Genomic DNA, 21027 nt, shown 5'->3' with positions numbered 1-21027 from the left:
CGGTAGGCTGGGGGACCACCCGTCGCGCCTCGGCGCGGAGATCACCGCCCCGCCCGCAGGAGCCCCCGTGTCGAACGTCGTCGATGTCGTCATCGAACTCTTCACGTGGGTGGGCCTCGGCGCGGGCACACTGCTCGCGATCGTGGCGCTGCTGCTCTACGTCGCCGACGGCACGTGGCTGCCCGTGCGCGCGGTCGTCGAAGACCTCGGGGATCATCGCGCCGTGCGGTGGTTCGACGAGGACGGGGGAGTCAACGAGGCTCCGCTCTCGCCCCACGACGACGAACGCGTCGGTACCGCTGACATGACCGACGTCTTCTATCGGCGGGGCTCGCTGCACCGGATGCGCCTCACGCGATCGTCGCCTCTCGTGCGCTTCGTCGCTCTGCTGGCGACCGGCGTGCTCGGTCTCGGGGTCGTGGCGTTCGCCGTGTCGATCGTGCTCTTGTTCGCGCGAGGCTGAGGTAGCGCAACCGGCATATTGCTAGATAATCTAGCGATATGCCCGATGAACCCGTGTCCCGCTCCACGATGCACTCTCGACGCGGCGCGACGCGCCCCTCGCCCCCGGTGTCGCGATGGCTCCGCATCGGCATCCCGAGTCTGCTCGTGCTGATCTGGGTCGTGGGCGGGTCGATCGGCGGACCGTACTTCGGCAAGGTCGACCAGGTCGCCACCAACGACCAGTCGTCGTTCCTCCCGCAGTCGGCGGATGCCACCCGGGTGAGCGAACGGCTCCCCGACTTCGTCGGCGCCGACGCGATCCCCGCGATCGTGGTGGCCCAGACGGCGGACGGATCCGCGCTCTCCGAGACGCAGCTCACCGGCCTGCAGGCACTCACCGCCGACATCGTCGCGCTCGACGGCATCCGCGGCGAGACGAGCCCGCCCGTGGTCTCGGACGACGGCCAGGCGGTGCAGATCTTCGTGCCGATCGACGCGTCCGGCGAGGTGCGCGAAGCCGTCGAGAAGGTGCGCGAGCTCGTCTCCGCCGATGCCCCCGCCGGTGTCGACGCCTGGGTCACGGGACCGGCAGGCTTCACCGCCGACCTGGTCAAGGGCTTCCTCGGCATCGACGGGCTTCTGCTCATCGTCGCGCTGGCGGCGGTGTTCGTCATCCTCATCGTCGTCTACCGCTCGCCGCTGCTGCCGATCCTCGTTCTGCTGACCTCGGTGTTCGCGCTGTGCGTCGCGCTGCTGACGGTGTGGTGGCTGGCCTACGCCCAGATCGTGGTGCTCAACGGCCAGGTGCAGGGCATCCTGTTCATCCTGGTCATCGGCGCCGCGACCGACTACGCCCTTCTCTACACCGCGCGTTTCCGTGAGGCGATCGGCGAGGGCCGTCGACGGTGGGATGCCACGGTCACGGCGTGGCGCGGAGCGGTGGAGCCGATCCTCGCCTCGGGCGGCACCGTGATCGCCGGGCTGCTCTGCCTGTTGCTGTCCGACCTGGCGAACAACCGCGCGCTGGGACCCATCGCCTCGATCGGCATCGCGTTCGCGGTTCTGTCGGCCCTCACCTTCTTGCCCGCGCTGCTCGCCCTGGTCGGGCGCGCGGCGTTCTGGCCGTTCTTCCCGAAGCCCGGCGCCGGTGCCCTGCCCGACGACCTCGCGCAGCCGGTGAAGGGCCTGTGGCCGCGGCAGGCGCGACTCGTCGCCCGTCGCGCGCGGCCGGTCTGGATCGTGTGCACGGTCGTACTGCTCGCCGCGTGCGCGGGCCTCACGCAGCTCCGCGCCGACGGCGTCCCCTCCAGCGATCTCGTGCTCGGGGCTTCCGAGGCCCGCGACGGCCAGCAGGTACTCGCCGAGCACTTCCCCGGCGGTTCGGGGAGCCCGGTCTACGTGCTCGTCGATGAGGGGTCCGCGGCCGACGCCGTCGCGGTGCTCGACGCGGCATCCGGTATCGAGTCGGTCGCCGTGCTGGCCTCGGACGCACCCGGGGGCCAAGCGCCCGTCACCGCCGCCGACGGATCGCTGCAGACGGCCGCGTTCGGCCCGCCCGGAACGCCGGCCCCCGCACCGACCGTGTCGGACGGTCAGGTCATGCTCGCGGCCACACTCTCCTCGACCGCCGATTCCGCGGCGGCCGACGACGCCGTGCGTCAGCTCCGCACCGACCTCGCCGACCGGGTCGGTGCGGGGACGGCCCTGGTGGGCGGAGTCACGGCCACCGACATCGATTCGATCGACACCTCGATCCGCGACCGGACGCTCATCATCCCGATCGTGCTCGTCGTGATCCTGCTGATCCTGATGGCGCTCCTGCGATCGGTCGTGGCACCGCTTCTGCTCATCGGCACGGTGATCGTCTCGTTCGGTGCCGCGCTGGGCGTGAGCGCGCTCGTGTTCGACGGAGTCTTCGACTTCCCCGGCGCCGATCCGTCCGTGCCGCTCTACGGGTTCGTCTTCCTCGTCGCGCTCGGGGTCGACTACAACATCTTCCTCATGTCGCGCGTGCGCGAGGAGTCCCTCGCCCACGGCACGAGGTCGGGCATCCTGCGCGGACTCGTCGCGACCGGCGGCGTGATCACGTCGGCGAGGTTGGTCCTGGCGGCCACCTTCGCCGCGCTCGGCGTCATCCCGATCCTCTTCCTCGCCCAGATCGCGTTCATCGTCGCCTTCGGCGTGCTGCTGGACACCTTCGTCGTCCGCTCGCTCCTCGTGCCCGCGCTGGCGTACGACATCGGGCCGGCGATCTGGTGGCCGTCGAAGCTGTGGAGAAGGGATGCCGCCCGGCCCGCGGCCGCGCGTAGGCTCGACTCATGAGCCGGGCACTGTTCATCGTCGACGTTCAGAACGACTTCACCGAGCGCGGGGCGCTCGGTGTGGTCGGCGGCGACGAGGTCGCCGAGCGCATCTCGCGCTACCTCGATGCGCACGCCGACGACTACGCCGTGGTGGTCGCCTCGCGCGACTGGCACCACGGCGACGACGACAACGGCGGACATTTCTCGACCGACCCGGACTTCGTCGACACGTGGCCCGTCCACTGCGTGGGCGGCACGTACGGTGCCGATTACGACGAGGTCTTCGACACCCGGCGCGTCACGCATCACCTCAAGAAGGGGCAGGGAAAGCCCGCGTATTCGTTGTTCGAGGGTGTGACCGACGACGGCCTCACCGCCGACGACATCCTCGACGAACACGGCATCCGTGACATCGACGTGGTCGGCATCGCCACCGACTATTGCGTCCGGGCGTCGGCGCTCGACGCGCTCGGGTCTGGCCGCACGGTGCGCGTGCTCACCGACCTGGTCGCCGGGGTCCACCCGGACTCCAGCGCCGCGGCGCTCGTCGAGATCGAAGCGGCCGGAGCCCGTCTCACTCGGTCCAACTGACCTCGCCGTCGCCACGGGGGATCGTCAGCGTCACGGTCGTGCCGACGCCGAGTTCGCTGGAGATCCGCACGGTACCGCCGTGGTTCTGCACGATCTGGCGGACACTGGCCAGTCCGATGCCGCTGCCGCCGTCCCTCGGGTCGGCGAGACGCCCGCGCTTGCCCTCGTCGAGCACCGCCCCCAGGTCGTCCGGATGGATGCCGCGCCCCCGGTCGCTCACCGACACGGTCGCGCCCTCGTCGGTCTCGTACACCTGGATGCGGATGACATCGTCGGAGTACTTCGCCGCGTTCTCGAGAACGTTCGCCACTGCACGACGGAGTCCGAGCACGTCGCCCACCACGGGTACGGCATCCATCCGTCCGTAGACGGCGCGATCCGGGGCATCGCCCGGGAGGACGAGCGCGACCGCACCGCGGACGACGAGGTCGAGCGTCACGCCTCGGCGGCCGCGCTCGACCGGGGAGTTCGACTCGGTCAGGAGCGCTTGCGCCATGGCGACCAGGTGATCGCCGGCCTCTTCGGCCAGCCGGATGAGGCGGTGATCGGCGGGGAGCTCGTCGGCGAGCAGATCGATGTATCCGCGCAGCGCGGTCACCGGCGAGAGCAGGTCGTGCGCGAACGTGCGCTGCAGTGCGGCCTGCTCGTCGGCGGCCTGCTTCTCGCTCGTGAGGTCGCGCACGATCTTGACGAAACCGAGTACTTGACCGGAGTCGCTGCGGATGGCTGAGATCGTCACGCGGGCCCAGAACTCGCTGCCGTCCTGGCGGACGCGCCACCCCGTATCCTCGACGTGCCCGTCGCTTTGGGCAGCGGCGAGCAGCTGATCGGGCAGTCCGCGGCGCTGGTCCTCCGCGCGATAGAACCGGGAGAAGTGCTGACCCACGATCTCGTCCTCGGTGTAGCCCTTGATGAGCTCGGCACCGAGGTTCCACCCGCGCACGACGCCGCCCCCGTCGAGCTTCACGATCGCGAACTGATCGACCTGCCCATCCCAGTCCGGCGGCAGGACGCGGCGCATGCTCGCGATCGGTCGGGCGTGGTCGGCAAGGGACTCATCGGCTGTCGGCGACGACGTATCGTCCCGGACGACGCTCATTCGGGCGTGCCGGTGCGCATCGGGATGCTTGCTGAAGGCATGAGTCGATCATGTCTGCTCCCCGTTGCCGGAAACAGAGCTTGACAGAGGGCATTCACCGCGCACATGCTCGCTCCTCAACGGACGGTTACGAGAGTGCGCTGCCAGCCACTGCTGCCGTTCGGGGCGATCGCTGCTTGCTCCTGGGTCTGCACGTTGCCCTGCTTGTCGACGGCACGGACCGTGATGTAGTGCGAGCCCGGCTGCGCGTCCCAGTCCACCATCCACTGCACCCACGACTGGTCGTTGATCGGCGTCGACAGCGTCGCCGACTGCCAGTCGCCGTCGTCGATGCTCACTTCGACGCGCTCGATCCCCACGGGCTGAGCCCACGCCATTCCCGCGATCGGGACGCGGCCCGCCGAGACGGGCGTACCGATCTTGGGAGTGTCCACGCGCGAGGACATCTTGATCGGCGCCTCGGCCGAGTAGCCGCGCGGGGTCCAGTACGCCTCGTCCTGATCGAAACGCGTAACGGTCAACTTCGTGACCCATTTGGTCGCCGAGACGTAGCCGTACAGCCCCGGCACGACCATGCGCACCGGGAAGCCGTGCTCGAACGGCAGCGGTTCCCCGTTCATGGCCACCGCGAAGATGGCATCCAGTCCGTCGTCGGTTAGCGCCGAGAGGGGAGTGGATGCCGTGTACCCGTCGACGCTCTCGGACAGCACCATGTCGGCATCGGCCTGCGGAGCGGCCATGCGCAGCACGTCGCGGATGGGGATGCCGGTCCAGATGGCGTTGCCGACGAGACCGCCGCCCACCTCGTTCGAGACGCAGGTGAGGGTGACGCCGTACTCGTCGAGACCCATGTTGACGAGGTCGTCGAACGACAGCTCGATCGGCTGGTCGACCATGCCGTCGATGCTCAGCCGCCACGTCGAGGGGTCGACGTTCGGGACGGTGAGGGCGGTGTCGACGCGGTAGAAGTCGGAGTTGGGCGTGATGATCGGAGCGAGGCCGGGCACCTCGAGCGAGGCACCGTCGGGAATGGTGACGGTGGTCCGCGCGGTGGGGAGGCGCAGCGCATCTCGGGCAGCGGCGACCGAGGCGGTCGCGGCATTGACGACGCGTGCGCCGACGCCGACGACGACCGCGGTGGCGGCGGCGATGCCGGACACGAGGAAGAACCCACGCCGGTTCACGCCCGCCGCGGTGGTCTCGTCGGCGGCAGCGGCGGCCACCCAACGGCGCAGACGGCGGGCCAGGGTCAGGAGCAGGACGACGCCCGCGACGGTGCCGAGCACCGGGGGGAGCCAGGCGAGCGCGCCGGCTCCGGCGCGGGTCACGATCGCCGCGGTGGCCAGGACCCCGCCGATGCCGAGGATGACCGCACCGACGAAGCGGAACCGGTACTCCAGCACGCCGGCGATCGCGGCCGCGACCGCGGCTCCGAGGCCGACGCCGACGAGGAGGGCGATCTTGTCCGATTCGCCGAAGACGGTGATCGCGAGTTCCTTGAGCGGTCGCGGCACGATGTCGACGATGACGGATCCGACCGCGAGCACCGGACTTGCCGACCGCGCGACGAGGACCGCGAACAGCTCGGCGACCGCCAGCAGGGCCGCGGCCGACACCAGGCCGGCCAGGGATGCCCAGAGCCAGCCGTGCGGGCGACGCACGGTGGAGGACTCGTCGGTGCGGGTCTCGGTGTCGGTGGTCATGGCATCCCTCTCGTCATCGACGACGCACGTGGTACGCCCTCGGAGGATATTCGGAGCGAGTGGGCGAACGGATCCCGTCGCGGGTCAGTCGGTGCCGGGCGAGAGTGGTTCGTCATCCTCACCGGTCGACGCGGCGAGCTCCTTCAGCGCACGTCGCATGCTGGCGGTACTGCCAAATCCGGAGTTGCGCGCGACGAGGGGAGCGCTGTGTCCCGCGGTGGAACCGGCGGTGAGCAACGCGTGCGCGGTGCGGCCGCGCGCCGCCCGCAGTTCGCGGGCCACCGAGGTCCCCTGTGCGGCGAACGCACGTTGCAGGGTTCTCAGCGGCACGCCGAGGGCATCGGCGATCGTGGTGGGGGTGGTCGCGGGGGAGGTGTGAGCGGCGGCGATCAGCGTGCGCGCGCGACCGGCCACCGACACCCCCGCGCCTTCCGACGTCTGTGTGTCGTGCGGCAACTGGATCAATCCCCGCGACATGAGGTGGAGGAAGTCGATGACTCTCGCATCCAGAGCGCCGCTGCCGGCATCGACGAGGTCGAACGCTTGGATGAGAGCGCTGTTGAGCGGCGCGGCGAGCATTCGGTTCACTGGAATCCGGGTGAGGACCGGGCCGACATCGGGGATGAGGCCCATGCCGCGGATGACCGTCGACTGGGAGACCGCCAGCACGAGGTCGGTGGGGATTTCAGCGGAGATCACGACGTCGGGATCACGGACGATGACGAGCTCTTTGGGGTCGATCGTGACGTGCTCGCCTCGGGCCCGGATCTCCATCCGATGCGCGAGCGAGCCGAGGAGGAACACGTCGCCCAGGCGCGGTTCGAGGTGGGTGACCGACGCGGACTGTACTGACCTCAACCGGTAGACCTCGGTGTGACGGATCGTCAGGTGGCTCGGGTGTGGGGCACCGCCATCCAGTCGGCGGATGGCGATGTCGTCCGTGTAGAAGGTCTGTTTCGCTCGATCCAGCATGTCGTCACCTGCTTCGACAGTACGTGACCGGACATTCTTGGCTTGCAAAGCACTTCCCGTTTGCTTGGGTGCTGTAGCGGATGGATGGGTATGGACCGCTCGTCAGCACTCCAACCACCCGACGTCGATCAATGCGTCCCGCAGCGCCCGCCTGTTCCCGGTGTAGCGGCCTTCGAGTTTCCGTCGCACGTTGCCGAGGTGGACGTTGATCGTGTGGACGCTGATCCCGAGTTCTCGGGCGGCGCGGGCGGTGTCGAGGGGCTCCTCCGCGCACAGCAGGCGGATGACGTCGCGCTCTCGCGGTGTCAGCCCGTGCCTGTCCGTGGGGGCGGGGAGACGCCAATGGGAGAGAGCGGATGACGACGCGTGTCGCGAGGAGGGTGCCGTCGACAGGCCGCGCCGGATGAGGTCGACCAACCCGCGCACGTCCTCGCGAGCGTCGAACACGGACCAGACGCCGAAGCGCTCCGCCGTGTCGAGGATCTCGCCGGCACGGGAAGTCCCGTCGTAGCTCAGGATGACGCGAGAGCGGCCGGCCGTGAGCGAACGCAAGACGCGAGGCAGCGTGCTCGGCTCCTCCACCGCGGACAGCAGCACGGTCACGCGAGCCGAGCGGAGCTCTTCGGGCGGGCCGGTGACGACCGTGCGCCGCAGGCTGGCGGACAGGTACTCCGCCATGAGCGAACCCGCCATGCGGCTCGAGGTGGCTGCCCACACGGTCGCGTCGGGGGAACGGTCGAGGCGTGACATCGCTGTTACGCTCGCGCCGTGGTGTCTGCAGAAGTGGGAGAAGCACCGAGCGTCGACGTGATCGACGATCTCCTCGCGCTGGGACCCGCTCTGCGAGCGGCGGTCGCTTTCGGACGTGCGTCGATCGAACTGCGTGAGATCGCGCCGTCCTGGGCGGAGTATGCCGCGCGCATCGATTCGGTGGCGCACGTGGTCGCCGTCCGTGCCGAACTCGTCGACCACGTCCCGACGGTCTTGAAGGTGCGCGCGCTACGGGCTGCCGGTGCTCGCCCGGTCGTCGTCGCGGACGACCCGGCACCGGTCCACCGTGCGCGTCTGATCGACACGGGGGCCGCCGCCGTTCTCACCCGCTCCGATGACCTCGACGATCTGCTGGCGGTGGTCGCAGGGGGCCACGCCGACGACGCCGGACGGCTCGCCGGACCGCCGGGGCTGCGCGACGTCCACCTCTCGGACCGACAGCTGCAGGTTGCCTGTCTGTTCGCGGGACACGGCGCGCCGTCGTCGGAGTGGATCGCCCGGTCGCTCGGCGTGCCGGTGACGTCGGTCCGGACGAACTTGCAGCGCGCGCGCCGTGCGCTCGGCGCCGCCAACCGGGACGAGTTGCGGGCACGGCTCATCGATGACGGGTGGATGGCCGCCTGACCGCGATGCGTGCGGGTACGCACGGTCACCCGATGGTGGCCGGTGCCAGCACGCTGTGTCGGCAGTCCGCGGCGGACACCCGTTCAATCGGGAGCTCGCCGCCTCGCCCATTCATCGCATTGTGTCGCTTCTGCGTCCGCGTCGTGCATTCCCGTGTCGTCAGATTCATCATCGCCCCCGGAACGTGAAATAGACGGCGAATGCCCCTGCTCCGTGACTCTTCGAGTCGGCGCGAGGGGCATTCGCCGGTGTCGAGAATCTTCGCGCCCGTGCGTCTCCGATGTTCGTTTTGGCACAACCTGCGCCTCTTTGTGGCGCGAATTGGATGACGCGAAGTACCGCCTGTGCCCGCTGGGCCCCCGGGCTCAGGCCGCGGTAGCGGTCCCCGTGAAGTTGATCGTTCCGGCACCACCCAGGAACGACGGCGTGACGACGCCGACACCCCAGACGCTGAAGTTGTACGTCAGCGTCACCGGGCACGTGATCTCGATCAGCGACGGAAGTCCGATGAGGACGACGTTGGCCTTCACGGTGAGGGACGTCGGGCGCACCGGGTTGCTGTTGAGCACGTAGGTGCCGCTCCCGAAGTTGATGTTGTTGAACAACAGGGTCCCCGGAAGCGCGCCGAGCTGCCCGAACGTGCCGACGCCGGCGGTGAGTCCCGTCGCGGTGTGCGTGCTGTTGTCGCTCATCGTCAGGGTCGCTTCGGTCGGGAGCACCGTGTACAGCGGCCGGAACAGCGTGACGTCACAGCCGCGGGAGTCCAATCCGAGAGCGCCGACGAAGGCCAGCGAGCCCTTGTTCCCGACGACCACGGCCTGCGTCGTGATGCCGCCGAGCACACCCGCGGTGAGACACGGGGGGCATGTCGGTCCGGACGCGGAAGCCATCGGTGAGGCCACCGCCATCGCAAGGACCGGTGCCGACCACGCGGCGCCCTTCAGTACTGTGCGGCGGTCGAGGCCGGACGATTCGTTCACCATGTTGTCCCCCAGGGATGCGTCTCCAGCGGCCGAGGTCGGCCGGTAACGAGACGCTAGGGAGACGGGGGATCGGGTGGGGGGAATGTCTACACGATGATTAGTTCATAGGTCGACATCGCCGAGACCGCGAGGCCGGAGTGCGGCGACGGCCTCTTCGATGGCCTGGACGAGCTCGAAGATCGCTTCGCTCCCGCGCACGGGGTCGGCCGGGATCGTGCCGTCGGCGGCGAGCAGAAGGGCCGACGGTGTGGACGCCATCGCCAAGACCCGCGCGGCTTCTCCGCCGTCGTCCCACAGCCGTCCCGGACCGAGGGGAGCGCCGGCCGCGGGGGTACGCTCGAGCAGACGCACGCGTACGCGCTCGCCGATCAGTGCCCCGTCGGAGAAGGCCTCGATGACCGTCGCGCACGGGCTGCACCCGGACTTGATGTGGATCAACAGCACGGCGCTCTCCGCCGTGAGCGCGGGAAGCGGCACGCGCGAGCCGGAGCCGTCCCGCACGGTCACGTCCGGGACGACGAGCGGCCGGTCCTCGTAGGTGTCGACATCGCGCGGTCGCGGAGGACCCATCGTGATCACGACCGTCACGGCGGCCGACGTCACCACCGCGAGCGCGACGGCGAACAGCACATCCGGACGGGTGCGCAGCGCCTCCGCGACCGGGGATGCCGTGAGTGGTTCGGCAACCACCATGAGCACCGTGAGAACCGTGAGGACGACGTTGCGGAGCACGGTTCGGCCGCTGATCCGCTGGGTGGAGCCGAAGCAGTTGCACGCGACATCCTCGCCGGATCGCACGACACGGACGACGAGGAGCGTCAGCACGACCATGAGGACGAGGGCGGCCACCGCCACCGCCCACCACAGGGGCGCGGGAAGCGCGAGCAGGGCAGCCCCGAGGACGATCTCGGCGACCGGATAGGACCGGGCGATCCACTCGCGCTGAAGGAACGACGGCAGACGGAGGGCCGAGAGCGTCGCCCGGGTGCCGTCCGTCTCGCGAAGCTTCAGGATTCCGCTGACGAGGAACGAGGCGCCCACGATGATCGTCGCCACAAGTTGCACGGTGGTCCATGTCATCACGCCTGGGAGTTTAGGCCGGGTACCGACCGGCCCTGTGCCACCGCTGGGGATGCCGGTGGGGCGGGGACGACGTCAGCAGTCCGGCCGGACGCTCATGAAGTCCTCCGCGGGGCTCTGCGATCCCAGCGCCGAGCGGATCCTCCTCTTCTGCAGGCGGGCGGCGGGGTCTACGGTGAGCGTGAACAGTCGCTCTCGTCGAAGGATGCCGTGATGCCCACCTCGCTCGTCGCTTATGTGTCGTTCGCCGGTCACGCCCGCGAGGCGATGACCTTCTATCAGTCCGTCTTCGGTGGCGAGCTGACGATCTCGACCTTCGCCGACTTCGGAATGGCCGACCAGCCCGCGGACGCGGTGATGCACTCGGAGCTCCGCGCCGAGGGATTCACGGTGATGGGGGCGGATGCCTTCGGAGAACCAGCCGAGGGATGGGGGAGGAACCGCATCCAGGCGGCATTCATGAGCGACGAGGTCGACCGCGTGACGGGCTTCTACGACCGCTTCGTCGAGCGTGGGTCCGAGGTCGTCCAGGCCCTCGAGAAGCAGGTGTGGGGCGATCTGTACGGCGAAGTCGTCGATCCGTGGGGTGTGTCCTGGATGTTCAACATCGCGGTGCCCGGGGGCTGGGCGAAGAGCGGGAGCTGAGCTAGCGGCTCTGCCCCGCCACGAACTCGCGCACCGCCGCCGCGACCTCGGCCGGCGCTGGGTACACGTGCTCGGCCGCGGGGAACTCGCCCTCACGCACGTCGCGCGCGTACGCCTCGACGGCCTCGACCATCGCGTCGCCGACGGTGGCGTAGCGCTTCACGAACACGGGCACCCGTCCCTCGGTGATCCCGAGGAGGTCGTGCTGCACGAGCACCTGCCCGTCCGCCGCGCCCGCGCCGATACCGATGACCGGGATGCGAAGGGCCCGCCGGATCTCCTCCACCACGTCGGCGGGAACGGCTTCGATGACGACCGCGAACGCTCCGGCATCCTGAACGGCCATCGCGTCGCGCGCCACTCGGATCGCGTCGTCGGCCGTGCGGCCCTGCGCGCGGAGGCCGCCGAGGGCCGTCGCCGTCTGCGGAGTGAGGCCGACGTGGCCGACGACGGGGATGCCGGCGTCGACGATCGCCCGCAGTCGCGAGAGCCGTGCGGGATTCGCGCCCTCGAGCTTGACCGCGTCGGCGCCGGCTTCCTGCACGAACCGCACCGACGTCGCGATCGCCTGCGCGTCGCTCAGCTCGGTGGTGCCGAACGGCAGGTCGCACACGATGAGCGGGGTGTGCACCGCCCGGCGGACGGCCTTGGCGAGCATCAGCATCTCGTCGAGCGTCACCGAGGTCGTGTCGGGCAGGCCGAGCACCACCTGGGCGCCGGAGTCGCCGACCAACACCATGTCGACGCCCGCGCGTTCGGCGACGCGCCCCGACACGAAGTCGTAGGCCGTGACCATGACGATCGGCGTTCCGGCGTCGGCGAGCTCGCCGAGCCGCCGCAGCGTGACCTTCGGACCCGTCATGCGTGGCTCCTCTCGGCCGGGCTCAGGACGATGCGATCGTCGACCCCGGGCACCAGCGCCACGTTGTCGATGAGGCGCACCTGCCCCACGCGCACCGCGAGCGCGAGCAGCGCGCGCCGCTCGATCTCCGTGATCGGCTCGAGGCTGTCGGCATCCACGATCTCGACGTACTCGGGGTCGAGGCCTGCCGCGGTGAGTTCGTTGCGCACAGCATCCCTCAGGATCCGAGAATCCCGGATGCCACGGGCGAAGGCATCCTGAGCTGCTCTGAGTCCGCGTGGGATCGCTGTCGCGAGCGCACGGTCGGCGGGGGAGAGGCGCGTGTTGCGGCTGGAGCGCGCGAGACCGTCCGCGTCGCGGGACGTGGGGCGTGCGACGATCTCGACCGGGATGCCGAGATCGGTCACCATACGGCGGACGACGACGACCTGCTGAGCGTCCTTCGCTCCGAAGTAGGCGCGGTCGGGCTGGACCGCGAGCAGCAGTTTGGCGACGACCGTGGCGACGCCGTCGAAGTGCGAGCGCCCGCGCTCCGCACCCTCGAGCGTGCCGGTGATCGCGCCGCCGACCGTCACCGTCGTGGCGAACCCCGTCGGATACATCTCGGACACCGACGGAGCGAAGACGACATCGACGCCCGCTTCGGCGGCGAGGGCGACGTCGGCGGCCTCGGTGCGCGGGTAGGCGTCGAGGTCGGCGGACTCGCCGAACTGCGTCGGATTGACGAAGATCGACAGGACGACGGTGCCGTTGGCGTTTCGCGCCGCGCGCAGGAGGGAGAGGTGCCCCTCGTGGAGAGCGCCCATGGTCGGCACGAACCCGACGCCGTCGGCACGGCGCGGGGCGAGCACGTCGCGTAGCTCGGCGACCGTCCGCACGATCCGGGGCATCATGAGGCCTTCAGGTCCGCACGCTGCGTCGCGGCGAGGTCGTGTGTGGCGTCGACGAGGGCGTCGAACAGCGCCAGGCGGTCGGGGAGTCGTTCGGCGATGGCCGCGCGCTGGCGTGCGACGGTCGCCGTGTCACCGCGCGAGACGGGGCCGGTGAGAGCGGATGCCGCCCCGCGCTCGGCCCAGTTCTCGACGGCGGCGCGCACGAGCGGGACGAGCGCGTCTCGGTCGACGCCCGCGGTCGCGGCGAGGTCTTCGGCCATCCCCTCGAGGGTGACGAGGAAGTTCGCGGCGATCGATGCGGCCGCGTGGTACGCCGCCCGGTCGTCGTCGCGGACCGTGACACCGGTCATCCCGAGCGCGTCCGCGAGAGCTTCGGCGACCGCGTGCGCGCGCGGGGTCGTGCCGGCGAGGGCCGCCGTCACCTCCGCGAAAGACGCGTCGGCACCCGTGACCGTCATGAGCGGGTGGATGCCGAACGCCTCGTGCGGTGCGAGAACCGAAAGGTCGAGCGCGCCGGAGAGGTGCCCGACGAGGCGGCCCGGGGCGATGGCCCGCGCGGCGTTGGCGATCGCGGCATCCGGTACCGCGAGAAGCACGATGCCGGCATCCGCGCCGTTCTCGCCGCGGCCCGCTGGGCCGACGACATGCACGCCTGCCTCAGTGAGGGCGGCGGCGAGTGCACGGCCCATGCGACCGTCGCCGATGACGAGCACTGGGGCGTCGTGCTGGAGGGCGGAGTGTGAGGAGGTGTTCATAGCGTGGGGCGGTGCCCGCACCGGGCGGCTGCGCCGGGTTCCAGGGTATCGCGGTGCGGGTGCCGCGGATTCGGGCGTCCGCGCCTGTGGGCCTAAGCCAGCGCGGGATTGACGAGGCGTGGCGGAGCGGCTAGGACTTACCGCTTACCCTGCGGCCGAATTGCGTCCTTGTCGGCCGCCCTGCCTGGCTTGGGCTTGAGTCCGCTCGTTCGTCGAGCGGCGCCGGCACTACGGCAGGACGATCTTCATTGTTCTTTCACCCCCCGCCCCGGAGAAGACGGAGGAGGAGATGGATGCCATTCCACCCGCTGGCACGTACGAAGTGGGCGCCTTGCCGCAGACGTGAGGCGTCGGACTACGACGAGACGTGACACTGTAGCGGGCGACGTCGAGCAGGTTCGTGAGTCTATACAAGATGACTTCCAGGTCGCGTCCGTAAGCGTTCGCAAGCGCGGCGACGAGGACGCTCCGAGCGTAAAGGTTGAGTTCGGAGAAGCGGCGGCTACCGGAAAGGCATCCTTCGAATCTCACGTTCGCGCTGTGGCTCTGCTTTCTCTAAGCGCCCGATCGCCGCCGATGATATCGACGCCCTGATCGAATAGCTGATCGGTTCCGGCTGGCTGATCCCATGTCGGAGCTCCCTCGTATACTCCGGCATACGCACGCTGAGGTGCGTAGAACTGGGGAACTGCAATGCCGTACTACACCGTGAACAAGAATGCTCAGACGAGCTCAGGAGACCACGAGGTCCATGACCTCGCCTCGACAATGGGTTGTCTCCCGGCCCCGCTCAACCGTCTGGATCTGGGCTACCACGCGACCTGCAGCGGAGCTGTTCAAGCTGCGAGGAGCTACTACCGCGACGTCGACGGCTGCTATCACTGCGCGTACGCCTGCCACACCGGCTGAAGAGGACGGGTTTCAGCCGGGATTTCCGGTCTCGACTTCCCGGCGGAACTACTCGATCCCAGCGCCTGACTGGTGGGGCTCGTTCAGTGGTACTCGAATAAATCGGGAGGGGCTTCGCACCTCCGTAAGCTGGCCGCAGCGGGACCTGGCCGGCGTCCGGACGCGCGGCGAAGTCTGCCTCGGAAGGCACGGCAGCTGACCGACGACGAGAAGATGGCGTTCGTAGAGGGCTACGAACGTGGTGAGCCAATCGCCGACCTAGCCACGAAGTTGGGTGTACACCGGACGACGCTCGACAACCTCATCAAGCGCCTGGAACTCACCCGCGAGGATCCGGATGCTGTTCCTCCGGCGGTCAAGGATGCGATCGTTGCGTCGTATCGAGCAGGGGAGACGCTCGCGACCATTGGTAGCCGGTATGGCTTCAGCCCGAACAAGGTGCAGCGGTTGCTGGTCGCGGTGGGGAAGCCAATCAGGTCTCGTGGCCCGCAGGGCTCACAGCTGACGAATGCGCAGGTACGGGAGCTCGTGGATCGGTACGAGTGCGGACGGGCAATAGGGAGCATCGCGGAGGAATTCGGCGTGAGCTACGCCTGCGTGCGCAAGCAGCTCATGGGCGCGGGTGTGCAGCTTCGGCCGCGGGGCGGGGTTCGGTGAGTCACGAGTTTCGACGCTCACGGTCGACCTTCTCCTTGGCGAAGGCAAGTAGCGCACGCGCGAGCTTGTCAAAGTCGACATCCGGCCGGGCCAGCGCCTCGACACGGACGATGTAAGGCGTTCGCCTGTGCTTCGACTTTGGCGAGGTCTTCAAGCGCGGCGGTTCCGCTTCGAGCTGCGCGATGACCCTTGTGAACTGGGCATACGCCTTGCCTGCACGCTGGGGCAAGTTTGGCCACTCCGCCGTGACCGCCTGGCGATAGGCGATGGCCTGATCGTCGGTGAGATCCATGGTGGGCTCGAAGTACTCATGCAGTGTGCACTGGTCCTCGAGGCTGAGCTTGGACCAGCCGTGCTCGCTCCGGCGCCAAAACTTGCCGAGGGCGCTTCGATTGCACAGGTAGGTCTTGTTCGTGAGGCGGGGCATGTGTCAGTGACTATGCGCCTGACTGAAGACGAGGTCAAGCATAAGCTTCAGTAGTGTGAGCTATGGCGTTGGGGGATTGATGCCTCAGGCAAAACGGCTCAAGGGGGTCCTGGCCGGCGAACTGGCCAGGTTCGATCGGCGCATTCCATCGGGCATATGCTTGACGACCCGACATTCCAAACTCATAATGAGCGCCAATCAACAGCATCTAATACACGGAGAATTGCAGTCGTGGAGCTAAACCAGTCCCCAGAACAAGTCAAAGCGACTGAGCTCCACCCGCTGACTCCAAAGTATCAGCCGGAAAAGCACGCCGTCTATTTCCGAGCGATTAAAGACGCGCTCGCTTGGACGGGTGATGACACCGTGCGAAACATCGCGCTGACGGGAAGCTACGGTGTGGGCAAAAGTAGTATTTTGCGTCAAGTCGCCATGGACCCTGATCTCAAAGTGATTCAAGTATCGCTCTCAACTCTTGGGTTTGGTCCTGACTCAGCCGAAAAATCGGTTAAACCTCGGGTCGGGGACGGCGACAAAACCCCGCAGCCGAATCCACTTCGCGAAACTAAGACAAATCAGATTCAGAAGGAAATCGTCAAGCAGCTGCTCTACACGCAGATGCCTGAGAAGATGCCAGGATCGCGCTACCGCCGCACATCGGCGTTTCGGCCTAAGCGCGAGGCACTATTCGCCCTCGCTACAGGCGTTCCCATCGCACTCATCTTCTTCCTACTTGGGTGGACAGCACAGCTGGCGCAGCTTTTCACAGTCCCAGCCGATTGGGCCATCGCGGCTAACACGGGGCTCGTCCTCGTAGCGGCCCTCTTCGTATACGGCGTGCGTTACGTGACCCACAACAAGATCCGAATCGACAGCGTTTCAACCGGAGCGGCGACGATCAAGCTATCCGCGGCTTCGGACACTTACTTTGATGAGTACCTCGATGAGATCGTCTACTTCTTCGAGGTCGTGGACGCGGACATCGTCATCTTCGAGGATATCGACCGCTTCGAAGACGCGCACATCTTCGAGACACTGCGCGAACTGAACACCATTCTGAACGGCGCGAAGCAGCTCAACGGCCGGGTCATTCGGTTCCTTTACGCGATCAAGGACAGCATCTTCGAGGAACTTGGCACGCGGGCGGCACGGGAAGCCGCAGTCGGGCCTGATGCACCCGTAGGCCAAAACGGTGATGCAGCCATGCTTGAAGTCGCTAGGGCGAACCGTACGAAGTTCTTTGACCTCGTCGTGCCTGTCGTGCCTTTCGTAACTCACCAGAGCGCACGCGAACTGATGGCGAGCGAGCTGGCGAGCGTGTCGAAGCACGATGTCTCCGACGATCTGATCGACCTCGTGGCGCAACACGTTCCAGACATGCGACTTATCAAAAACATCCGCAACGAGTTCGTTATCTTCCGCGAGCAAGTCATCAAGGGGTCCTCCCTCAGTCTCACTGACGACGCGCTCTTCGCAATGGTGCTCTACAAAAGCACACACTTGTCTGACTTCGAGCAGATCAAGCTTGGAAAGAGCGCTCTCGACACGCTCTACCGAGACAGTCGCACGATTGTGACCAAGGAAACTGCCCGGCTCAACCTGGAGATACAAAACGTCCGCAGGCTCCAGCGGACAGGCGCGGCTATAAAGGCCCGGAGCGCTCGGCTTGGTGAAACTCTCGAGAACTACATCGCTACGATGCTCGGCCACTTCAAGGCGACTCGGGTCAGCCTGCAGTACGGCACTGAGTCTCTTGACGCAGACCTCATTCGCAGCACAGCATTCTGGAAGAAGTACGCCTCGAATCCCATTGACATCACCTTGAACTTCCGAGATCCATGGCGTGGGGGAGACGCGACAGTTCTCACGCCGGCTCACGTGGAGAAGGCGGTCGGTGAGCCCATTGACCCCGATGATTGGGAGACGACAACTGAAGCTGAAGCCACCAAGCGCATCGAAGCGGCCCGAGCCGATATTCAGTTTCTTCGACGCGCTGAGATGAGCGATCTCATGCAGCGAACCGACTTCACGCTGGACCAGCCCGGCGGCAAGCGGGCCTCGCTGTATTCACGCGCGGAGCGACTACTCGGCTCACCGCTGGCAATCGCACTGGTCGAGCAGGGATACATCGACCGCTATTTCACTCTTTACACTTCAACTTTCGTTGGCGAGCGGATCAACGCCAACGCAATGAACTTCATATTGAAGAACGTAGACACCGGCACAATGGACATCTATGCGCCCCTCACATCTGATGAGGTCAAGGCCGTCCTGCGCGAGCGCCCGCGCCTCGCTCTGCGAGAGAAGTCCGCCTACAATCTAGACTTTGTAGATCACCTCCTCACGTACGAGCCAGACGCAGCCAAGGTAGTCCTAGGCAACCTAGAGAGACACGGCGAACACGAAGCCCAATTTCTGCAGGCCTACCTCGCAAGCGAGCGCGATCTGAGCGTTTTGGTTGGGAGTCTCGCGGCATCGTGGCCGCAAGTGCTGGCGTTTCTGACGGACGAGGTAGAAATTGACGACGAGCGGCGACTGCGGGCGGTCGACGCGGCGCTGAACGCGCTCTCGGGAGACGTCGAGTATGTCGTTACTGAGGGTGTTGGTAGCTACCTGCTCGAGCACCACGAAGCGCTATTGAGCTTCACGGATCCGAAGCGCGCTGCCGCAGCAAGTGAAGTTGCTGCCGTCGTCGACGCCGCGGAACTATCGATGCCGAAATTGGCCGCTCTAAGTGATCCCGTCCGCGCAGCCGTTGTCGCCGTCGAGCAGTTCGATGTCACCCGAGACAACTTGCTGACGGCCATCGCTCCTTCGACGGAGCTGGCCCTTGACGCCTTGCAGCAATCTGCCATCCATGTCTTCAACCGAGTCCTCTCCGACCTTGGCAGCTATCTCGCAGCGCTTGAGGATGACGAATACACCATCTCTGAACCAAACTCGCTCGTCCAGATCATCGAAATTGTTACCGAAGCCGACAAGGGGGCGGTCGACCAAGTGGTTGGGCGCTCGCCCTCGTCTTACGTGGTTAAGAACCTCGACGATGCCGATAATGCCGTCTGGCCATCGCTTGCGGCACACAAGCGTTTCGCTCCAAAATTTGCCGACGTCTATGCCTACATCGAGCACTATGGGCTCGACGCAAACGTGGCCGTTGTGCTTGCGGACGGTGCGATTGAGGCGCCAGACGGTGCCGGAGAAGACGCCAAACGTGAGGTGGCCCAGCAGATTCTCTTCAGCTCCGCCGTCATGCCCTCGCCAGAGCTTCGGGCCAATCTTCTCGGGAGCTTGGGCCTCGCCGAACCCATCCTTCCGGAGGAGGTTCCCGTCGAACCTGGTGAACTGATTGGCCGCCTCATCGAACGGAACGTCATCTTGGATGACGCGGACAGTTTCGCTCTCATTCAACGGGGTGACTGGGGTGGACTTGAATACGCAATCGGAGTATCCGAAGAGATCGCGGGATTCATTTCGCCGGCCATTCTCCCTACCGACATGATTATCAGGTTCCTTGACAGTGCGCGTATCCCCGACGCGCTGAAGACCACAGTTGTCCGACGGTTCGAAGAGTTCGCCGAGGATGGCGGCCGGGACGTTGTTCTTCGCATGGCCAGCTACGCCCTCGACAACGACATTTCAGTCGAGTGGGGTGCCGTCAAGCTCGCGGCGAATCAACGGGTCGGATCGTCGGTTGTGTTGCGTCTGTTGCGTCGCTTTACTCAGGGTGTAACACTGGCCCATCTGCGTCCCATCCTTACGGACCTCGGCGGCGACTATCCGTTGCTGCTTGAAGCCAATGGTCGCCACCCAAGGTTCCCCGCCACTCCAGAAGTGCAGGCGTTGCTCGAACGCCTCCAGCAACTAGGTACCGTCAATACGATCGTGGCCACGAGCTCAGGTCTAAAGGCGAACATGAAGCGCGGCTAAGTGGCGGACGCTTTTTGAATGGACACATTGGCAACGTCGATATTCACACAACACCATCGGTACATCTGACAGGGGTGGAGTGACGTCCCATCGGATGGACCGACAGTACCCCTTGTGACTCACTCGAAATAGTGAAAACAGAGGTCAACGGTGATTTCGCGTTCGAACGGCCGGACCACCGACTGGACACTCGAAACGCAAAAATAACCCCGGTGAAGGGGCTATTCTGTGTGCAAGTTCGTAATTTGGTGGGGCTCGTGCAGTGGTACTCGAACAAATCGGGAGGGGCTTCGCATCTCCGTAAGTTGGCGGCCCCGGGACCTGGCCGACGGCCGGATGCGAGGCGAACCGCGCCTCGGAAGGCTCGGCAGCTGACCGACGACGAGAAGATGGCATTCGTTGAGGGCTACGAAAGAGGTGAGCCGATCGCCGACCTAGCCACGAAGCTGGGTGTTCATCGAACGACGCTCGACAATCTCATCAAGCGCCTGGAACTCACCCGCGAGGATCCAGACGCTGTTCCTCCGGCGATCAAGGATGCGATCGTTGCGTCGTATCGAGCAGGGGAGACGCTCGCGACCATTGGTAGCCGGTATGGCTTCAGCCCGAACAAGGTGCAGCGGTTGCTGGTCGCGATGGGGGAGCCGATCAGATCTCGTGGCCCGCAGGGTCCACAGCTGACGAGTGCGCAGGTACGGGACCTCGTGGATCGGTACGAGCGTGGGTCCGTGATGGGCGATATCGCGGAGGCATTCGGTGTGAGCTACGCATGCGTGCGCAAGCAGCTCGTAGGCGCTGGTGTGCAGCTTCGGGCACGCGGCGGTGCCCGGTGAGTCGTCGGCTACTACGCTCACGCTCACGCTCACGCCCGACCATGTCCGCGGCGAAGGCGACAATCGCGGACTAGATCGTCCGAGTCAACATCCGGGACGCAAAGTTCGTCGACACGAAGTTGGCTGTTCTGTCTCGCTACCCCAGCAACCCCCTGCACTTGCGCCCTTCATACGCCGACGAACCGGGCGGTTCTATCGGGAGCCGACGAGATCTATAGTCGACAGACGTTGGATCGAGTTGGCCACGAACGTTAGGAAGTCGCGCACCTGGACGGCTGAGATGTCCCGAGTTTCCAGCCGGGCCTCGAGGACGGATCTCGAAAAGCCCGGCTGAACGATCACTATGTGAGATTCGAGCGTCGGTGGTCTATCGGCGATGCTTTCGTCTGAGCGCGTGGAGTCTCGACCGCACAGGGCGAGCAGGCCGCGTCCGTTTGAGTGGTGGTCTTTCGCTTCGTTGCGATGATCAGCTGTCGTTAGTTTAGGCGGCGGTGATCTCGGGGAGTATCACCGCCTCGTCGATGGTGGGGGTGGTCGCGGTGAGCTCGG

Annotated in this window: 18 protein-coding genes; 8 read left to right on the top strand and 10 right to left on the bottom strand. The window is 66.6% G+C overall.

Annotated elements, in window-relative coordinates; translation table 11 throughout:
• The 3 genes from FE256_RS13210 to FE256_RS13200 all read left to right on the top strand — a co-directional run.
• On the top strand, positions 1 to 463 hold a 463-nt coding region (locus tag FE256_RS13210), incomplete at its 5' end, for a hypothetical protein (RefSeq protein WP_252371020.1).
• Between the two features lie 38 nt (positions 464 to 501).
• On the top strand, positions 502 to 2766 hold the full coding sequence (locus FE256_RS13205) for an MMPL family transporter (protein WP_394529719.1): 2265 nt from the start codon (positions 502 to 504) through the stop codon (positions 2764 to 2766).
• Entirely contained in the window at positions 2763 to 3338 is a 576-nt protein-coding gene (locus tag FE256_RS13200) for an isochorismatase family protein (protein WP_138176353.1), read from the top strand. The genes FE256_RS13205 and FE256_RS13200 overlap by 4 nt, the downstream gene beginning before the upstream one ends.
• On the opposite strand, the gene FE256_RS13195 is transcribed toward FE256_RS13200, so the two are convergent.
• From FE256_RS13195 to FE256_RS13180, 4 genes are all read right to left on the bottom strand, one after another.
• Complete coding sequence (locus tag FE256_RS13195; RefSeq protein ID WP_138176357.1) at positions 3322 to 4359, bottom strand: sensor histidine kinase; 1038 nt, start codon at positions 4357 to 4359, stop codon at positions 3322 to 3324. The genes FE256_RS13200 and FE256_RS13195 overlap by 17 nt on opposite strands.
• A gap of 194 nt (positions 4360 to 4553) precedes the next feature.
• Entirely contained in the window at positions 4554 to 6140 is a 1587-nt protein-coding gene (locus FE256_RS13190) for a molybdopterin-dependent oxidoreductase (protein ID WP_138176351.1), read from the bottom strand.
• Between the two features lie 84 nt (positions 6141 to 6224).
• Positions 6225 to 7112 (bottom strand): helix-turn-helix domain-containing protein, encoded by an 888-nt coding sequence (locus FE256_RS13185; protein ID WP_138176349.1) that lies wholly within the window; start codon positions 7110 to 7112, stop codon positions 6225 to 6227.
• Between the two features lie 102 nt (positions 7113 to 7214).
• Positions 7215 to 7862 (bottom strand): helix-turn-helix transcriptional regulator, encoded by a 648-nt coding sequence (locus tag FE256_RS13180; protein ID WP_138176347.1) that lies wholly within the window; start codon positions 7860 to 7862, stop codon positions 7215 to 7217.
• 18 nt (positions 7863 to 7880) lie between these two features.
• Between FE256_RS13180 and FE256_RS13175 the strand changes: the two genes are divergently transcribed.
• A complete protein-coding gene (locus FE256_RS13175) occupies positions 7881 to 8507 on the top strand; it encodes a helix-turn-helix domain-containing protein (protein WP_138176345.1) in 627 nt (208 codons plus the stop codon).
• Between the two features lie 365 nt (positions 8508 to 8872).
• Here FE256_RS13175 and FE256_RS13170 read toward each other — a convergent pair whose 3' ends face one another.
• The gene (locus tag FE256_RS13170; RefSeq protein ID WP_138176343.1) at positions 8873 to 9490 is read right to left on the bottom strand and encodes a hypothetical protein; all 618 of its coding nucleotides are present in this window, start codon (positions 9488 to 9490) and stop codon (positions 8873 to 8875) included.
• A 102-nt stretch (positions 9491 to 9592) separates the two neighbouring features.
• Positions 9593 to 10570, bottom strand: a complete 978-nt coding sequence (locus FE256_RS13165) for a MauE/DoxX family redox-associated membrane protein (protein WP_138176341.1) — start codon at positions 10568 to 10570, stop codon at positions 9593 to 9595.
• A gap of 213 nt (positions 10571 to 10783) precedes the next feature.
• Here FE256_RS13165 and FE256_RS13160 point away from each other — a divergent pair, with 213 nt between their 5' ends.
• Complete coding sequence (locus tag FE256_RS13160; RefSeq protein ID WP_138176339.1) at positions 10784 to 11215, top strand: VOC family protein; 432 nt, start codon at positions 10784 to 10786, stop codon at positions 11213 to 11215.
• Position 11216: 1 nt separating this feature from the next.
• Here FE256_RS13160 and panB read toward each other — a convergent pair whose 3' ends face one another.
• The 3 genes from panB to FE256_RS13145 are packed head-to-tail and all read right to left on the bottom strand — an operon-like array spanning position 11217 to position 13725.
• The gene (panB, locus tag FE256_RS13155; protein ID WP_138176337.1) at positions 11217 to 12077 is read right to left on the bottom strand and encodes a 3-methyl-2-oxobutanoate hydroxymethyltransferase; all 861 of its coding nucleotides are present in this window, start codon (positions 12075 to 12077) and stop codon (positions 11217 to 11219) included.
• Positions 12074 to 12970, bottom strand: coding sequence for a pantoate--beta-alanine ligase (gene panC / locus FE256_RS13150; protein ID WP_138176335.1), 897 nt, complete (start codon positions 12968 to 12970; stop codon positions 12074 to 12076). Before panC ends, panB begins: the two co-directional genes overlap by 4 nt.
• A complete protein-coding gene (locus tag FE256_RS13145; RefSeq protein WP_138176333.1) occupies positions 12967 to 13725 on the bottom strand; it encodes a Rossmann-like and DUF2520 domain-containing protein in 759 nt (252 codons plus the stop codon). Before FE256_RS13145 ends, panC begins: the two co-directional genes overlap by 4 nt.
• 1122 nt (positions 13726 to 14847) lie before the next feature.
• Between FE256_RS13145 and FE256_RS13135 the strand changes: the two genes are divergently transcribed.
• Complete coding sequence (locus tag FE256_RS13135) at positions 14848 to 15291, top strand: helix-turn-helix domain-containing protein (RefSeq protein ID WP_138176329.1); 444 nt, start codon at positions 14848 to 14850, stop codon at positions 15289 to 15291.
• A 1-nt stretch (position 15292) separates the two neighbouring features.
• On the opposite strand, the gene FE256_RS13130 is transcribed toward FE256_RS13135, so the two are convergent.
• A complete protein-coding gene (locus FE256_RS13130; RefSeq protein ID WP_138176327.1) occupies positions 15293 to 15718 on the bottom strand; it encodes a hypothetical protein in 426 nt (141 codons plus the stop codon).
• Positions 15719 to 15949: 231 nt separating this feature from the next.
• Between FE256_RS13130 and FE256_RS13125 the strand changes: the two genes are divergently transcribed.
• Together FE256_RS13125 and FE256_RS13120 are read left to right on the top strand one after the other, a co-directional pair.
• Positions 15950 to 19645: a YobI family P-loop NTPase gene (locus FE256_RS13125; RefSeq protein ID WP_138176325.1), complete on the top strand. Its 3696-nt coding sequence runs from the start codon at positions 15950 to 15952 to the stop codon at positions 19643 to 19645.
• A gap of 389 nt (positions 19646 to 20034) precedes the next feature.
• Positions 20035 to 20478, top strand: coding sequence for a helix-turn-helix domain-containing protein (locus FE256_RS13120; RefSeq protein ID WP_138176323.1), 444 nt, complete (start codon positions 20035 to 20037; stop codon positions 20476 to 20478).
• Positions 20479 to 21027: the final 549 nt, after the last annotated feature.

The organism is Microbacterium sp. 5K110, assembly GCF_005774735.1.
Lineage (GTDB): Bacteria > Actinomycetota > Actinomycetes > Actinomycetales > Microbacteriaceae > Microbacterium.
This window is presented reverse-complemented; position numbering and strand designations above follow the sequence as displayed.

Coding starts and splice junctions, on each gene's coding strand:
- FE256_RS13190 (WP_138176351.1), bottom strand. CDS start 6,140: ATGACCACCGACACCGAGACCCGCACCGACGAGTCCTCCACCGTGCGT.
- FE256_RS13145 (WP_138176333.1), bottom strand. CDS start 13,725: ATGAACACCTCCTCACACTCCGCCCTCCAGCACGACGCCCCAGTGCTC.
- panB (WP_138176337.1), bottom strand. CDS start 12,077: ATGACGGGTCCGAAGGTCACGCTGCGGCGGCTCGGCGAGCTCGCCGAC.
- FE256_RS13200 (WP_138176353.1), top strand. CDS start 2,763: ATGAGCCGGGCACTGTTCATCGTCGACGTTCAGAACGACTTCACCGAG.
- FE256_RS13130 (WP_138176327.1), bottom strand. CDS start 15,718: ATGCCCCGCCTCACGAACAAGACCTACCTGTGCAATCGAAGCGCCCTC.
- FE256_RS13180 (WP_138176347.1), bottom strand. CDS start 7,862: ATGTCACGCCTCGACCGTTCCCCCGACGCGACCGTGTGGGCAGCCACC.
- FE256_RS13135 (WP_138176329.1), top strand. CDS start 14,848: ATGGCGTTCGTAGAGGGCTACGAACGTGGTGAGCCAATCGCCGACCTA.
- FE256_RS13185 (WP_138176349.1), bottom strand. CDS start 7,112: ATGCTGGATCGAGCGAAACAGACCTTCTACACGGACGACATCGCCATC.
- FE256_RS13160 (WP_138176339.1), top strand. CDS start 10,784: ATGCCCACCTCGCTCGTCGCTTATGTGTCGTTCGCCGGTCACGCCCGC.
- FE256_RS13205 (WP_394529719.1), top strand. CDS start 502: ATGCCCGATGAACCCGTGTCCCGCTCCACGATGCACTCTCGACGCGGC.
- panC (WP_138176335.1), bottom strand. CDS start 12,970: ATGATGCCCCGGATCGTGCGGACGGTCGCCGAGCTACGCGACGTGCTC.
- FE256_RS13120 (WP_138176323.1), top strand. CDS start 20,035: ATGGCATTCGTTGAGGGCTACGAAAGAGGTGAGCCGATCGCCGACCTA.
- FE256_RS13195 (WP_138176357.1), bottom strand. CDS start 4,359: ATGCGCCGCGTCCTGCCGCCGGACTGGGATGGGCAGGTCGATCAGTTC.
- FE256_RS13165 (WP_138176341.1), bottom strand. CDS start 10,570: ATGACATGGACCACCGTGCAACTTGTGGCGACGATCATCGTGGGCGCC.
- FE256_RS13170 (WP_138176343.1), bottom strand. CDS start 9,490: ATGGTGAACGAATCGTCCGGCCTCGACCGCCGCACAGTACTGAAGGGC.